At 63.4% G+C, this 15,633-nt stretch carries 13 protein-coding genes; 11 read left to right on the top strand and 2 right to left on the bottom strand.

Going from position 1 to position 15,633, the window contains the following annotated elements:
- Positions 1–181: 181 nt before the first annotated feature.
- Positions 182–1,171 carry a LysR family transcriptional regulator gene (locus LY622_RS16890; protein ID WP_234281206.1) on the bottom strand — a complete coding sequence of 330 codons (990 nt, stop codon included), beginning with the start codon at positions 1,169–1,171 and terminating at the stop codon, positions 182–184.
- A gap of 112 nt (positions 1,172–1,283) precedes the next feature.
- Here LY622_RS16890 and LY622_RS16885 point away from each other — a divergent pair, with 112 nt between their 5' ends.
- The 11 genes from LY622_RS16885 (at position 1,284) to LY622_RS16835 (ending at position 14,299) form a co-directional block, all read left to right on the top strand.
- Complete coding sequence (locus LY622_RS16885; RefSeq protein WP_234291958.1) at positions 1,284–2,222, top strand: ATP-binding protein; 939 nt, start codon at positions 1,284–1,286, stop codon at positions 2,220–2,222.
- 158 nt (positions 2,223–2,380) lie between these two features.
- Complete coding sequence (locus LY622_RS16880; RefSeq protein ID WP_234291957.1) at positions 2,381–4,960, top strand: DUF3141 domain-containing protein; 2,580 nt, start codon at positions 2,381–2,383, stop codon at positions 4,958–4,960.
- 315 nt (positions 4,961–5,275) lie between these two features.
- Positions 5,276–7,903, top strand: a complete 2,628-nt coding sequence (topA, locus tag LY622_RS16875) for a type I DNA topoisomerase (RefSeq protein WP_234291956.1) — start codon at positions 5,276–5,278, stop codon at positions 7,901–7,903.
- The gene (locus tag LY622_RS16870) at positions 7,900–8,364 is read left to right on the top strand and encodes a DUF6586 family protein (protein ID WP_234291955.1); all 465 of its coding nucleotides are present in this window, start codon (positions 7,900–7,902) and stop codon (positions 8,362–8,364) included. Before topA ends, LY622_RS16870 begins: the two co-directional genes overlap by 4 nt.
- Positions 8,358–8,843, top strand: coding sequence for a LabA-like NYN domain-containing protein (locus LY622_RS16865; protein ID WP_234291954.1), 486 nt, complete (start codon positions 8,358–8,360; stop codon positions 8,841–8,843). Before LY622_RS16870 ends, LY622_RS16865 begins: the two co-directional genes overlap by 7 nt.
- Before the next feature lie 112 nt (positions 8,844–8,955).
- The gene (locus tag LY622_RS16860; protein WP_234291953.1) at positions 8,956–9,420 is read left to right on the top strand and encodes a 2-hydroxyacyl-CoA dehydratase; all 465 of its coding nucleotides are present in this window, start codon (positions 8,956–8,958) and stop codon (positions 9,418–9,420) included.
- Positions 9,421–9,440: 20 nt separating this feature from the next.
- The gene (locus LY622_RS16855) at positions 9,441–9,872 is read left to right on the top strand and encodes a hypothetical protein (RefSeq protein WP_234291952.1); all 432 of its coding nucleotides are present in this window, start codon (positions 9,441–9,443) and stop codon (positions 9,870–9,872) included.
- 154 nt (positions 9,873–10,026) lie between these two features.
- On the top strand, positions 10,027–11,619 hold the full coding sequence (locus LY622_RS16850; protein WP_234291951.1) for an ABC-F family ATPase: 1,593 nt from the start codon (positions 10,027–10,029) through the stop codon (positions 11,617–11,619).
- A gap of 143 nt (positions 11,620–11,762) precedes the next feature.
- On the top strand, positions 11,763–13,010 hold the full coding sequence (locus LY622_RS16845) for a GspE/PulE family protein (protein ID WP_234291950.1): 1,248 nt from the start codon (positions 11,763–11,765) through the stop codon (positions 13,008–13,010).
- A 221-nt stretch (positions 13,011–13,231) separates the two neighbouring features.
- Positions 13,232–13,846, top strand: coding sequence for a L,D-transpeptidase family protein (locus tag LY622_RS16840; protein WP_234291949.1), 615 nt, complete (start codon positions 13,232–13,234; stop codon positions 13,844–13,846).
- A gap of 189 nt (positions 13,847–14,035) precedes the next feature.
- Entirely contained in the window at positions 14,036–14,299 is a 264-nt protein-coding gene (locus tag LY622_RS16835) for an Lpp/OprI family alanine-zipper lipoprotein (RefSeq protein WP_043518089.1), read from the top strand.
- Positions 14,300–14,406: 107 nt separating this feature from the next.
- On the opposite strand, the gene LY622_RS16830 is transcribed toward LY622_RS16835, so the two are convergent.
- Positions 14,407–15,483, bottom strand: a complete 1,077-nt coding sequence (locus tag LY622_RS16830; protein ID WP_234291948.1) for a L,D-transpeptidase family protein — start codon at positions 15,481–15,483, stop codon at positions 14,407–14,409.
- Between the last annotated feature and the right edge of the window lie 150 nt (positions 15,484–15,633).

Here is a 15,633-nt window from a genome sequence, read left to right as displayed (position 1 = left end):
GGGTGTGAGCCCCTCCACTCGGCGGCTGCCAGGGCCATGTGGCTATGCGCTGAAGGCGCCCGGAAGGGGCGACGACAACGGCATGAGCGCTGCATGGCGCGCAGATTGATACGTTGGACGCAGGCCGCTAATCTACCATATTCGCCCCGGGAGGGGACAGCCGAGGCAGGCGCGCCGTGGCTCAGGTCGGCTGAATCGGCAGGCACACCACGCCGTGATCCGGAATTGGCTTGGGTGGTGCCTTGAAATGAGCGTCGAACTCGCCGAGTCGCTCGCGCACGAAGCGCAGGAACAGCTCCGTTACCGGGGTGGGAAAGCGATCTCGGGGATAGACCGTGCACCAGGAGCGGCGCAGGGGAAAGCCAGGCAGGGTGAGTTCGGCCAGAAGGCCCGCTCCCAGCTCCAGCTTGACGGCCAGCCGTGGCAGGACCGCAACGCCCAGGTGCGCCATCACACCCTGCTTGATGGCTTCGTTGGTACCAAGCTCCATGGTGTGGGGCAGGGGGACGTCCTGTTCGGCCGCCTGCTGCTCGAAGGCGGTGCGAACCCCGGATCCCGACTCGCGCATCAGTAGATAGTGCTGGGCCAGGTCTTCCAGGGTGGGGTTGGCGGCCGCCAGCAGCGGGTGCCCGGGCCACACCACCGGTATCAGTTCGTTTTCCAGGATCGGCATGAAGATCAGGTTGTCGTCGTCTTCGGGCACCATGGCCATGATCACCAGGTCGTCGCGGCGCTCGGCCAGGCGCTCCAGAGCCTGGCTGCGGTTGCACACCTGCAGGCGCACCTGGACATTGGGATAATGGGCGCGAAAGCGTGCGATCAGGTGGGGCACCACATATTGGGCGGTGGAGACGGCCGCCAGGTTGAGCTCCCCCGAGATGGTGCCGGCCATGTCCGAGAGCGCCATCTGCAGTCGTGAGACCTGGCCGAAGATGGCCAGGGTCGAGGCGGACAGGGCATCGGCGGCGGGCAGCACATGCAGCGTCTTGCCCGAGTACTTGAACAGGGGCTGGCCCAGGACCTGTTCCAGCTGGCGGATCTGGGCGCTGACTGCGGGCTGGGTCAGTCCCAGCGTTTCGGCCGCTCGGGAGTAGGAGTGTTGGCGATAGACGGCCTGGAAGACCTGGAGTTGGCGAAAGGTCAGGCGGTTCAGCAGCCTTGGCGTGGTCATCGATCGATCCGCTGGAGGGGCGTCAGGCACCCATTGAACATCGTATTTCATGCTATCACCGCCTGCGGGCAGCGGTCATGCCCGGTTTTCGGCGTCCACGAGGATAGGCTTCATGGTACCTAGCGACAGCTCTGGCGGTCAGCCAAGCGCCTGGCAATCGGTCATGGTGGCGGGGAGTGGCCTCGAGGCGCTGCGGGCCGGCCAGGCGTGCACCGAGCTTGGGCTGGTCTGGCACGGGAGCGATGGCAGGCGCGGCAACGAGCTGGTGGCGCATGCCCGACGTCTGGGCTGCGATCTGCTGCATCCCGCCGAAGCTAACATCGACGATCAGTTCTCCCTTGCCAAGGCCAGCCGAGCGGCCGGCCTGGCCTTCGTCGGCCCCCGGGATAGCCTGGTGGCGGCGATGCACGACCCGGCGGCCAGCCGCCAGTTGATGCGAGAAGCGGGGGTGCCGCTCAGCCCCGCGGAAGACGCCTCGCCGCCCCTGCATCTGCCGGTACTGGCCGATGTCCGAGGGCAGGCGCTTGCCTTGATGGAGCATGAGATTCTGGGCCCGGGCCGTGCGGTCGCGCCGAGCGACAGGCTGACGCCGGAACAGCGTGCCTATCTGGGCCAGTTGGCAGTCAAGGGGGCCCAGTCGATAGGGCTGGTCGGCCTGGCGACGCTGAGCTTCACGCTGGTGGGTAATCGCCTGGGCTTTGTCACCATGCGGCCCGGTTTGACGGGCTATGAGGGCCTGGCCGAGGTGCTTACCGGACTCGACCTTGCCGTTGAGCAGCTGCGTCTGGTTGGCGGCGGTCGCCTGCGTCGCCCCCGGGTGGGACACATGGGGCATGGGCCGGGGCGTCCCGGCCAGGCACGCTTGCGCTTGTTGTCGTTCCCCGGGGGCTTTCTGAGCGGCGGGCCCGGGGTCCGGCTCGACCGGCCTCGAGGTGATGGCGTCGGCGCGCCAGACGCGAGGTTGCTGGTCTGGGGGCGTGATGCCGCCGAAGCGGAACGCAGGGAGCGGCGGGCAATGACGGAGTGGCAGGTATCCTCTAGTTATCCTTAATTAAAATTAAAAAACAGTAGGTTGCGAATTTTGGATACAGAATTTCAACAAAATGGCTCGTCAGCATGTCCCTCTACGTACTATGATTGTTGCATTGCAGCAATCCATCTCCCTCCTGGTGCCGACACAATCGGTGCCAGCGAACCCTGGAGTCGCACATGAACTCACTGATGCCGACACCGCCTGAAGAGGCGATGACCTTTCTGGATCCCTTCGGTTTCGGCCGTGCCGCGTTCGACTACTGGCGTGATGCCGTCGAACGCAGCGTGTTGTACATGGACGTGATGCGCGAGCGCGGTAACCAGTACCTGGAACATATCGAGAAATCCAAGCCCAACGTATTGGGTTTCGAGGCCGAGGTCGTCATGGATGGCCGCACGCTGCCGCGACCGGTCAACTATGAGTTGATGCGAATCCTGCCGCCGCCCAATGTCGAGCTGGACCTCCAGTCACGCCCCTTCGTGGTCGTGGACCCGCGGGCGGGACACGGCCCGGGCATCGGTGGCTTCAAGCCCGACAGCGAGATCGGTGTAGCCCTGCGTGCCGGCCACCCCTGCTACTTCATCGGTTTCTTGCCCTATCCCGAAGAGGGGCAGACGGTGGAGGATGTGGTGGAGGCTGAGATCGCCTTCCTGCGCCGTGTCATCGACCTGCACCCGGAGGCCGCAGAGAAGCCGATGGTAGTGGGCAACTGCCAGGCCGGATGGCAGATCATGATGGCGGCATCGCTCGAGCCAGACCTGTTCGGGCCGATCCTGATTGCCGGTGCGCCGCTCTCTTACTGGGCAGGCGAGCGGGGCAAGGCACCGATGCGGTATACCGGCGGCATGTCCGGTGGCAGCTGGATGACCACGCTGGCCAGCGACATCGGTAGCGGCCTGTTCGACGGCGCCATGCTGGTGCAGAATTTCGAAAGGCTCAATCCGGCCAATACCTGGTGGGGCAAGCAGTACCAGCTCTTTGCCAATGTCGACACCGAGGCCGACCGGTACCTGAACTTCGAACGCTGGTGGGGCGGCCACGTGGTGCTCGGTGGAGAGGAGATTCAGTACATCGTCGATAACCTCTTCATCGGCAACCGTCTCTCCACCTCGCAGCTGGTCACCTCGGACGGCCGGCGCATCGACCTGCGCAACGTGCGTTCCCCGGTGGTGGTCTTCTGCTCGCAGGGGGATGACATCACGCCGCCCCCCCAGGCGCTGGGCTGGGTGCGGGATCTCTATGAAGACGTGGACGATATCATCGCCAGCAACCAGACCATCGTCTACTGCGTGCATGACACCACCGGCCACCTGGGCATCTTCGTCTCGGGCAGCGTCTCCCGCAAGGAGCACACCGAATTCACGGCCAACATCGATTACATCGACGTGTTGCCCCCGGGGCTCTATGAGACCACGGTGACGAGTGCGGCCGATCGGAGCGATGCGGAACTGATCGAACGGGACTACCTGCTCGAGTTCAAGCCCCGTTCCATCGAGGGCATGAACCGGGACGTCATCCGCCACATGGAAGAAGACGACACGCGTTTCGCCACCGTGGCGCGGATATCGGAAATCAACCTGGGCCTCTACCGCCTCTTCGTCCAGCCTTGGGTGCGGGGCGTGATGACGCCCGAGGCATCGCGGCTCATCCGTCGCATGCACCCCATTCGCCTGGGCTACAAGCTGCTCTCGGACCGCAATCCGCTTTCCGTCCCGCTGCCCGTATTGGCCGACTGGGTGCGCCAGGACCGTCATCCGGTGGGCGAAGACAATATCTTCCGTACCTTCGAAGGTATCGCTTCTGATCAGCTCACCCGGGGGCTCGATGCCTGGCGTGAACTGCGCGACAACGCCACCGAGCAGCTGTTCCTGCAGATCTATGGCCAACCGCTGCTGCAGGCCATGGTTGGGTTGGGCGGCGACGCTCATGCACACCGCCGCCGTCCGGGAAGCGAGCCCGAGCATCGCCGTTTCATCGAGCATCGCCGGGATGAGCTGCGCCACCACGTTGCCGAGGGTGGCAGTCACGAAGCCGTGATGCGCTCGGTCATCCACGTGCTGGGCGGCGCGCCCACCACCGATGAGCGGAACTTCAAGCGACTGCGTGCCTCGCGTGCCGAGCTCGAACCGGGCCTTAATCTGGCCGACTTCAAGCAGCTGGTGCGTGACCAGTTCTTCATCCTCAAGCTGGATCGGGAAGCAGCCCTGGAGGCGATTCCGGAGCTGCTGTCGGGGGAGAAGGCCGAGGCGATTCGCGGCCATCTCGAGCACATCGACCATGTGCTGGCCGCCAGCGGTGGGCTCAGCGAGCAAGCAAGCAAGCGCTACGAACACATCCGGCAGCTCTTCGCCAAAGCCCAGGAGCGGGTCGAGCCGGCCGATCAGCGCCAGGCAATGGCCGAGTTGCATGCAGACGTCGAGAGTGGCGCCAGGGCCGAGACAATGGCCCGTGGGGAGGTCGAGAAGCTGCTCGGCGATAAGCCGGCCGCCGAGCCCAAGCCGGTTGCCAAGCAGGCCGAGCCCAAGCCGGTTGCCAAGCAAGCCGAGCCCAAGCCGGTTGCCAAGCAAGCCGAGCCCAAGCCGGTTGCCAAGCAGGCCGAGCCCAAGCCGGTTGCCAAGCAGGTCGAGCCCAAGCCGGTTGCCAAGCAGGCCGAGCCCAAGCCGGTTGCCAAGCAAGCCGAGCCCAAGCAGGCCGAGTCCAAGCAGGCCGAGTCCAAACCCAAGCCGAAGGCGACCCGTAAACCGCGCAAGCGCTGATTGTTTCCTTCGCTACCGTGCCCCCGTCGATTCCATCAACGGGGGCACCCTCCTTTTATAGAAGGAGCATTGGGGGCCCGCTTTTGGAAAGGATGTTGGCGGGCAGGCGGCGAAGTAAACGACAGCAGCCCTGCCTTGCTGCTACGTTCAGAGTGCTGGTTCCGTGCCGTCATTCGGGCCGTGACTGGCGCAAAGAGGGTTGCTGGGGTAGGGTAAGCGGATTTTTCACCCCGCGAGGATCGTCCGCTCGGACAGGCGGGCCGGAACCGTCAGGGGGGGGCCATCGGGTCCCCGCCGCGCAGAAAGTGGAGCACTATGGGCAAGTCATTGGTCATCGTCGAGTCGCCGGCCAAGGCCAAGACGATCAACAAGTATCTCGGCAGCGAATTCATCGTGAAGTCGAGCGTGGGTCATATACGAGACCTGCCGACCAGCGGCTCGGGCAAGGCTGCCTCCGACCCCAAGGAGCGCGCACGCCAGGCTGCGGCTACCCGCAAGATGTCGCCCGAGGAGAAGGCCGAGTACAAGCAGCACAGGGCCAAGGATCAACTGATTCGCCGCATGGGCATCGACCCGGAGCATGGCTGGAAGGCGCAGTACGAGATCCTGCCGGGCAAGGAAAAGGTCGTGGCGGAGCTTCAGAAGCTGGCCGAGAAGGCCGATGCCGTCTATCTCGCAACCGATCTGGATCGCGAGGGGGAGGCCATCGCCTGGCACCTCAAGGAGACCATCGGTGGTGAGGATTCCCGCTACAAGCGCGTGGTCTTCAACGAGATCACCAAGAACGCCATCCAGGAGGCCTTCACCGAGCCCGGCAGCCTCAATATTCCCCGGGTCGAGGCCCAGCAGGCGCGTCGTTTCCTGGACCGGGTGGTGGGTTTCATGCTGTCGCCCCTGCTGTGGGCCAAGATCGCTCGCGGCCTCTCCGCGGGCCGCGTCCAGTCGGTGGCCGTACGCCTGATCGTCGAGCGTGAGCGCGAGATTCGCGCCTTCGTGCCCGAGGAGTTCTGGGATGTACACGCCGACCTGGTGTCGAGCGACGGTGAGCCCGTGCGTTTCGAACTGGCTCGCCAGGATGGCAAGGCGTTTCGGCCCACGTCGGAAGCCGAAACCATGGAGCGCATCGCGGCGCTGCGTGAGGCGAGCCTGGCCATTACCTCCCGTGAGGACAAGCCGACCCGCTCTAAGCCGAATGCCCCCTTCATCACCTCGACCCTGCAGCAGGCCGCCAGCGGCCGGCTCGGTTTTTCGGTGAAGAAGACCATGACGCTGGCCCAGCGCCTCTACGAGGCAGGCTACATCACCTATATGCGTACCGACTCCACCAACCTGTCGAAGGATGCGGTGGAGAACGTGCGCGAGTATATCAACGCCGAATTCGGCAGCCGCTACCTGCCCGAGGCACCCAACCGCTACTCCAGCAAGGAGGGGGCCCAGGAGGCGCACGAGGCAATCCGCCCCTCGGAGGTACAGCGCAAGGCGGGTGAACTGGCCGGCATGGAGCGTGATGCCGAACGCCTCTATGAATTGATCTGGCGTCAGTTCGTGGCCTGTCAGATGACGCCGGCGGAGTATCTCTCCAGTACCCTGACCGTGGAGACCGGAGGGTACGAGCTGCGGGCCAAGGGCCGTGTGCTCAAGTTCGACGGCTATACCCGTGTCATGAAGCCGGCGGGCAAGAACGAGGACCAGGCGCTACCGGACCTGCCCAAGGGCACCCCCATGACCCTGGCGGCGCTTGACCCTCAGCAGCACTTTACCAAGCCAGCGGCCCGCTATACCGAGGCGAGCCTGGTCAAGGAGCTGGAGAAGCGCGGTATTGGCCGGCCCTCCACCTACGCGTCGATCATCTCCACGATCCAGGATCGTGGTTACGTCAAGCTGGAGAACCGCCGCTTCTACGCCGAGAAGCTGGGCGATATCGTCACCGAGCGTCTCAAGGAGTCCTTCCCGGACCTGATGGACTTCTCCTTCACGGCACGCATGGAGGACGGGCTCGACGAGGTGGCCGAGGGCGAACGCAACTGGCAGGAGCTGCTCGATGCCTTCTATGCGGAGTTCCGCCAGGAGCTCGAGGCGGCTCAGAGCGAGGACGGCATGCGGCCGAACCAGCCGGTCCCGACGGATATCGACTGTCCCACCTGCGGTCGCAAGATGCAGATTCGTACGGCCTCCACCGGCGTCTTCCTGGGCTGTAGCGGTTACAACCTGCCGCCCAAGGAGCGTTGCAAGACCACCATCGACCTGCTGCCCGGCGAGGAGGCGGTCGCCGCCGATGCCGACGAGGAAGCCGAGACCGAGGCGCTGCGTGCCAAGCACCGCTGCCCCAAGTGCGGTACGGCCATGGACAGCTACCTGATCGACGAGCAGCGCAAGCTGCATATCTGCGGCAACAGTCCCGACTGTGACGGCTACGAAGTCGAGCAGGGCCGGTTCCGCATCAAGGGCTACGACGGTCCCACCATCGAGTGCGACAAGTGCGGCAGTGAGATGCAGCTGAAGTCCGGCCGCTTTGGCAAGTACTTTGGCTGTACCAACAGTGAATGCAAGAACACCCGCAAGCTGCTGAAGAGCGGCGAAGTGGCGCCGCCCAAGATGGACCCCATCGCCATGCCGGAGCTGGCCTGTCAGAAGGTGGAGGACCACTATGTCCTGCGGGACGGAGCCAGCGGGCTGTTCCTGGCCGCCAGCAAGTTTCCCAAGAACCGGGAAACGCGTCCGCCGCTGGTGCGCGAACTCAAGGCCCATGCCGAGGCGCTGCCCGAGAAATACCACTACCTGCTCGATGCCCCCGTCGAGGATCCCGATGGTCGTCCGAGCCAGATCCGCTTCTCGCGCAAGACCAAGGAGCAGTTCGTCATGACCGAGGAGGAGGGCAAGGCCACCGGCTGGAAGGCCTACTTCGACAACGGCAGGTGGCAGGTGGAGGACAAGCGGAAATGACCCCGCGAGCCCGCACCAATCAGCTGCTCTATCAGGCCGAGCTGCTGCTCGATACGCCGCCGGGCAGCGACGAGCATGCCGAAGCGCGTCGTATGGCGGCCGAGGAGGGGGCGCTGGCCCTGACGGAGCTGGCGCTGGAGTCGCTGCTGCGGGAAGTCACCGAACACGCCCGCCTGCCCCGTCATGACTGGCGTGAGCTGCTCGATCCCCAGGGCGAGCCGGTGGCAGAGCTTCACCGGCTGCGTGAACTCGCGGCCCGCCCGGAGAGCTGGCTGGCCTGGCTGCTCAGCCGGCTCGAGGCGTTGCATGCAAGCGATGGGGTGGCGCGCCGCCGTGGCCAGGCTGCGCCAGGACTGATTGCCGTGGGCAGTGCGGCGGCGCTGGGCGATGAGCTGCGCGCCTGCCTGAGCGAGGCCAAGCGCGAAGTGGCGGCCCTGCGCGAGACCAGCCAGGAGTGGTGAGCCCAGCGGAGCGTGTCGCCATCTTCGTCGATGTGCAGAACGTCTACTACACCACCCGTCAGGCCTTCGGCCGACATTTCGACTATCACGCCTTCTGGGCCCGCTTCGCGGCCGGCCGTGACGTGGTCGTGGCCAACGCCTACGCCGTGGAGCGGGGCGATCCCAGGCAGCGCCAGTTCCAGAACATCCTGCGTGGCATCGGCTTCAGCGTGAAGCTCAAGCCCTACATCCAGCGCAGCGACGGCTCGGCCAAGGGCGACTGGGACGTGGGAATCGCGCTGGATGCCATGGAGGCCGCTCCCGCCGTGGAGCGGCTGGTACTCGTCTCCGGCGACGGTGACTTCGACCTGCTGGTCGAGCGAATCCGACAGCGCTGCGACATTCCCGTGGACGTGGTCGGGGTGGAACGCTTGACGGCCGACTCGCTGATACGAGCGGCCAGCGACTTCATTGCCATCGACGCCTCGCTGCTTCGCTAGCGCATATCGCTTCTCGTTGATATGCATCAAGCCGCTCCTGGCGTGCTTTGGCTAAGATGAAGCCAGGGCGAGCCAATATCGGCTGGCGATGACGGTATCGGGGGAGGTTCGTATGCGCTTTCATCAAGTGAAGGAGCTGGTGCATTGGGCGGCCGACTATCATGCGCGTCTTGCCAATCACTATTCGCAACTGGCTGGCAGCGGCGTTGACGACCGGGTACGCATGGCGCTGGACTATCTGGCGGAGCGCGAGCGCAAGCAGCAGTCCGATCTCGTCGGCTACCTGGATGATGGCTCTGATCATACCGGCGTGCTGGAGGCCTGGTTCGACGAGCCCAACGACTTTCCCCATGCGCCGGTGCTTGAACGTCTACCCGAAGGGGTCGACAGTGAGAGTGTGCAAAGCGTATTGGCGACGGCACTGACCGCTCACCGGACGCTGCAGGATCTCTATGCACACCGCAGTGAGCTGGCCGGGGGCAGCGACGAGAGAGTCTTCTTCGATGCCCTTGCCGCCGGGCATGAAGCGGAGGTACGGCGTATCGTCCGTGACATGCAGCGACTCGAGGATTACTGAGCAACCAGGAGGAAGACCCTATGTCGGAACAGCTGCTATCCCCCAAGATGCTGGGCTACTGGACTCGAGACCAACTGCATGACGCCCCGGACGAATCCGGCATCTACTGCGTATTTCGTGCCGCCAGGGACCCCGAAACCGACGAGATGGACGTGCAGGAACTGCTCCATGTGGGCGAGCACCGGAGTGCCCGCTACGGCCTGGAACACCACGAGGATCACGACAAGTGGGAGGCCTTCCTGAAGCCGGGAGAGGAGGTCTGGTATGCCGTCGGGCTGGCCGGCCATGCTAATCGCGAGCGGCTTGCGGCGGCCATGATCAACGCCCATAAGCCGCGTTTCAACAACCATAGTGAATACCGTGACCGTTTCCCCTTCGATGAGACCACCGTCCATATCTACGGCAAGAAGCACAAGCTGCAGAGCATCTTTACCGTGGAGCGGCAGGACTGATATTGCCCCAGACCCCAGCTCTCTTCTTGCTATCGTCCCGCTGGATTCCGCTCTGGCGGGGCGATAGTTAGGGTCGGAGGGGGCAATCGCCATGTGACAGGCGGCCATAAGCGGTACAATCGCGGACTTTTGCACTACGATTGGGCCCTTCTACGTGATCTCCACCGCCAATATCACCATGCAGTTCGGGGCCAAGCCCCTGTTCGAGAACGTTTCCATCAAGTTTGGCAACGGTCACCGCTACGGCTTGATCGGAGCCAACGGCTGCGGCAAGTCGACCTTCATGAAAATCCTGGGAGGTGACCTGGAGCCTTCGTCCGGTCAGGTGATGATCGACTCGGGGTCCCGGCTGGGCAAGCTGCGGCAGGACCAGTTCGCCTTCGAGACCGAGCGGGTCATCGATACCGTCATCATGGGCAATCGCGAACTGTGGGAAGTGGCGGCAGAGCGAGAGCGCATCTATTCGCTGCCTGAGATGAGCGAAGAGGATGGCATGGCCGTGGCCGACCTGGAGGTGCGTTTCGCCGAGCTCGACGGCTATACCGCCGAATCCCGGGCCGGCGAGCTGCTGATGGGGCTCGGCATCCCCATGGCGCAGCATACCGGCCCCATGAGCGAAGTGGCGCCGGGCTGGAAGCTGCGGGTGCTGCTGGCCCAGGCGCTCTTCTCCGATCCCGATGTGCTGCTGCTCGACGAGCCCACCAACCACCTGGATATCAATACTATCCGCTGGCTGGAAGGCATCCTCACGGCCCGCAGCAGCACCATGATCATCATTTCCCACGATCGCCATTTCCTGAACAGCGTCTGCACGCATATGGCGGACCTGGACTACGGCGAGATCAAGCTGTTCCCCGGCAACTACGACGACTACATGACCGTTGCCACGGCGGCCCGCGAGCGCCAGTACGCCGACAACGCCAAGAAGAAGGCGCAGATCGCCGAACTGCAGACCTTCGTCAGCCGCTTCTCGGCCAACGCCTCCAAGGCCAAGCAGGCGACTTCCCGGGCGCGGCAGATCGAGAAGATCAAGCTAGAGGATATCAAGCCCTCCAGTCGCGTCAGTCCCTTCATCCGCTTCGAGCAGGGCAAGAAGATCCATCGCAACGCGGTCAATGTCGAGGCCCTGAGCCAGGGGTACGCCGGTGAGCCGATGCTGTTCGAAGGGCTCTCCATGACCGTCGAGGCCGGCGAGCGTATCGCGATCATCGGCCCCAACGGAATCGGCAAGACAACACTCCTGCGTACCCTGGCCGGCGAGCTGCAGCCGCAGGCCGGTGCGGTGCGCTGGACCGACAGTGCTGAGCTGGGCATCTTCGCCCAAGACCACTCCATTGATTTTTCCAACGATGCGACGCTGTATGAGTGGATGGCCCAATGGAGCGATGGCGGCGAACAGGTGATTCGTGGCGCGCTGGGCCGCATGCTGTTCTCCAGCGACGACATCGACAAGTCGGTGAAGGTCATCTCCGGTGGCGAGCAGGGCCGCATGCTGTTCGGCAAGCTCACGCTGACGCGACCCAACGTGCTGTTGATGGATGAGCCTACCAACCACCTGGACATGGAGTCCATCGAGGCGCTCAACCTGGCGCTGGAGCACTACCCCGGCACGCTGATCTTCGTCAGCCACGACCGGGAGTTCGTCTCCTCGTTGGCCACCCGCATCCTCGACATGAGCGACACCGGCATCGTCGACTTCACGGGGAGCTATGACGATTACCTGAGGAGCCAGGGCTTGCCAGGCTGAACGCCCGCCCCCATGCGAATGACCAAGGCTGCGATCTGCGGTAAGGCGGGCAGAATCACCGACAGGAGCTAGGCTGACAGGGCAGGACGCCATGGCGGCGTGAAATCCGGGCACGCGCCTGCCCAAGGGCGCAGGAGGACCTCATGAGCCCCACCACCGATCGCCACTCCCGGCTGCTGCCGTCCCTGGCTCCCCAGCTGGACAACCCGCCGGGGCCCGGTGATGAGGCGTTGGAGGCACATGCGCTGCTCAATGATGCGATTGCCGCGCGAGCGACCGATGTACACCTCGACCCGGTCCAGGCAGCGTATCGAATCAGGCTGCGGATCGATGGCCGTGTCATCGACGCCCTGCGCATTGACGCGGCCCATGGCCTGCGCCTGGCCAACCAGCTCAAGGTGCTCTCAGGGCTCAATCCCGTTCCCTCGCTGGTAACCGCCGAGGGAAGCTTCAATTGGCCGCTCGAAGTCGGCGGTGACGAGGAGGCCTTTCTGCGGGTGACGGCGGTCAACTGCGTGGCTGGCGAGAAGCTGGCCATTCGCCTCCTGGGCTCGCCACGCTCCTTTGACGACCCGCTCGATCTGGGCATCGGCAAGCAAGCCGCCCAGGGCATACGCCGCTGGATGGATGCCACAGGAGGCATGCTGCTGGTGGCTGGCCCAACGGGAGCGGGCAAGACGACCACCCTCTACACGCTGCTCAACCAGCTACGCCTTACCGACAGTCATGTGGTTACCCTGGAGGATCCGGTGGAGTATGAGATCCCCGGTATCAACCAGATACAGGTGGATAGCCATGCTGGGCTCGACTTCGATACAGGCACGCGCTCGATATTGCGCCTTGACCCGGACTACGTGCTGATCGGAGAGTTGCGTAGCCCTGCCTCTGCACAGGCGTGCCTGAATGTCGCCAGCAGCGGGCGTTCACTCATGGGGACCCTGCACAGCCGCGATGCTGTGGGAGTGATTTCCTCGTTGCGTCATCTCGAGCTTACCGATGGGGAGATCAGTGCAAACCTGGGGATGGTGATTGGCCAGCGGCTGGTACGCAAGCTATGCCAACAGTGTCGCATTCAGGGGGAGCCGGAAACCGATGACATCGAATGGCTGGATGCCATCGGGCTGTCGATACCGGATTCGGTCTGGTCGGCCCCGGGCTGCACGCACTGCAACGATCTTGGCTATCGAGGGCGCACCGGCATATTTGAGGTATGGCAGCTGACGCCAGAGGATCATGCCCGAATTCTCCGCCATGACGACGAGGCTATACTGCGCCGCGGGTTGGTCGAACGGGGCGAGGTGCTGATGCTATCCGATGGGCTGGCCAAGGCTGAGGCCGGCATTACCACGCTGCGTGAAGTGCTGCGCATGGGGGCCATCCTTCCCGTTTAATGGGCAGGGCTGTTCCACTAAATTCTGGTGCACAAGAAAAGTGTGCAACAATGCTTCCTGTCGTGGCGTGAATGGCCCTTCGGCGAGGGCGCACAAGAAGGGTTCAGCGCAGCGGCTACATTTTTTTGCAGTTCAATTTCGACTGACAGCCAGGCAACAGATAGGCTATAACAACGCCATAAGGCCCGATTTCTGCTTTTTTCTTCTCCTGTGAGGAGCCGATGACCTCTGTTTCTCGACGCCGTTTCGGCCTGCTTGCCTTGTCAGCGCCATTCGCTCTGCTGATGTCCAATAGCGCCCGAGCCAATCTGATCGAAACTCTTCTCACGCGTGCGCAGATTCCTCGCCATGACGATGAGCTCTGGGTGCTGGTCGAAGACGAGCGGGCCGTGCTCACCGTCTATCGAGGCAATACCCTGGTCGAGCGCTTTTCCCCGATCTCGCTGGGCCGGGCCGGGGCCAAGCCCGAACGGTTACAAGGCGGCAATGTGACGCCAATGGGTGAGTTTCGCGTCAATCGCTTCAATAACGAGAGCGATTGGCACATCTTCATCGGCCTTGACTACCCGACGCCCGCCCATGCGCGCATGGCACTCGAATCAGGGCTTTACACCGAACGAGATTACGAAGATTATTTCGCGTACTATCGGCGTCACGGCTACCCACCGCAGCAGACCGTGCTGGGTGGGTTTATCGGTATCCATGGCCTCGGTGGGGCAGACCCTGATGTGCATGCCAGCTACCACTGGACGCAGGGGTGTGTGGCGGTGACGAACGAGCAGATCGAAAGGCTTTCCGAGCTAATCGAGATTGGCACTCGCGTCGTGATCCGCTAGGCTCAAGATACGCAAGGGACGTTTCGAGCTATGGACAAGCGCCGTAAGGTATTATAAAACAGCGTTTGACTCCTGTGCTTGGCAGCAGTCGCTGCAAGACTCCTGCATTTTGCAGGATAGCCTGACCTCAGGCTTCATTAACGCCGCTGTACTAACGTGCAGTACCAAGGAAGACTCAAGGAGAACACCATGACTCTGAAGACCACCCTGAAGCTCACCGCCGCTGCTGCATCCATGGCTATTCTGGCCGGTTGTGCTACCAACGCTGCTCTGGATGAAGTTCGCCAGACTGCTGAATCTGCCCAGGCTGATGCTGCCGAAGCTCGCAGCATTGCGACCCAGGCCCAGAACACTGCCAACCAGGCACAGCGTGACGCCCAGGCGGCTCTGCAGATGTCCGAGCAGAACCGCGAAGAAATGAACCGTATGTTCCAGCGCTCCATGCAGAAGTAATTCTGTTGGAGTGCCGGCATTACCCGTAAGGGTGATGGCGGTTCTGCAGTATGAGAAAACCCCGCTTCGGCGGGGTTTTCTCGTTGCTACCGAGGCGGCACGACGGGCTACCGCTGGCCGATCTCCAGCTCGTGAAGAAGCCCTTGCCGCTGGGTGAGCTCCAGCTCGGAAAACAGGCCTTCTTCGACGTCATCCTGGCTTGGGGGCGCCGGGGTCGGCTCCTCGTCGGCGACCATCAACAGCGATACCATCTGGCCGTTCGGGTTCTCGACGACGCGGCGTAGCTGAGCATAGTCTACTGGCGGTTTCTCGTCGCCGAAGGTGTTGGCGACCACCTCAATGGCGTTGAGAATCGGCTCGAAGGTGCCCAGGTTCTCCTCGAGCTGCGGGAAGGATTGAGCGTAAAGAATGCCGTCGGAAGACCAGGCGGCCTTGAAGGGCTGATCGATGATGTTCACCTTCGTGCCGCTGGGGACTCGATCATAGAGCGACTCGATGTCTTCCGGGAACATCCGGATACAGCCGCGGCTGGCCCGCATGCCGACCCCATCGGGCATGTTGGTGCCATGGATCAGATAGCTCGGCAGGCCCAGCAGGATGGCGTGTCGGCCAAGGGGGTTGTCGGGCCCGGGTGGCACGACCGCCGGGGCTGGTTCGCCTCTGGCGGCGGCTTCTTCGCGCATGGAGCGGGGCGGTGACCAGTGCGGGTCCTTGACCTTGACGGTGGTTCTCGTCACGCCTACGGGCGTGGCGAAGCCGTCGCGGCCCACGCTGATGGGGTAGGTCTCGACCACGTCGTCGCTGGAGTAGTAGTAGAGACGCAGTTCGGAGAGGTTGATGACGATCCCTTCCCGCGGTGCGTCGGGCAGGATGTGCTGTGCCGGAATCACCACTTCGGTACCGGCAAAGGGTGCCCAGATGCTGACATCGGGATTCGCCATGCGGATCTCGTCATAGCCCACATTGTGCTGGCGCCCGATGTCGATCAGGGTCTGCCCCTCCTCGACGGTAACGGTGTAGGCCTCGCCGATCACGTTCCCCTGTTCGGGCAACAGGAAGTGGCCGCGGGGGAGCGTTCGTTCCGCATCGGGCTCATTGGCAAGCGCCGGAGCCGCGAGCAGGGCAACAAGGCCGAAGAGCGCGGCACAGCGCAATGTTCGTCTGGCCAGTGTCGGGTTTTTCATCAACGTCATGATCTCGTTGGAGAGTCGTCTGCAGCCGAGGCAGTAAGCACCCGGTACCCTGCAGAGCGACGGTTCAGGCATCCTGGCCAAGCGCCAGTGATGCCGTTTCGTGTCTTGGGTTGCGATGTTGAGAGCACGTATCGACATTAT

Source organism: Halomonas alkalisoli (assembly GCF_021412585.1).
In the GTDB taxonomy this organism is placed as follows: domain Bacteria; phylum Pseudomonadota; class Gammaproteobacteria; order Pseudomonadales; family Halomonadaceae; genus Halomonas; species Halomonas alkalisoli.
This window is presented reverse-complemented; position numbering and strand designations above follow the sequence as displayed.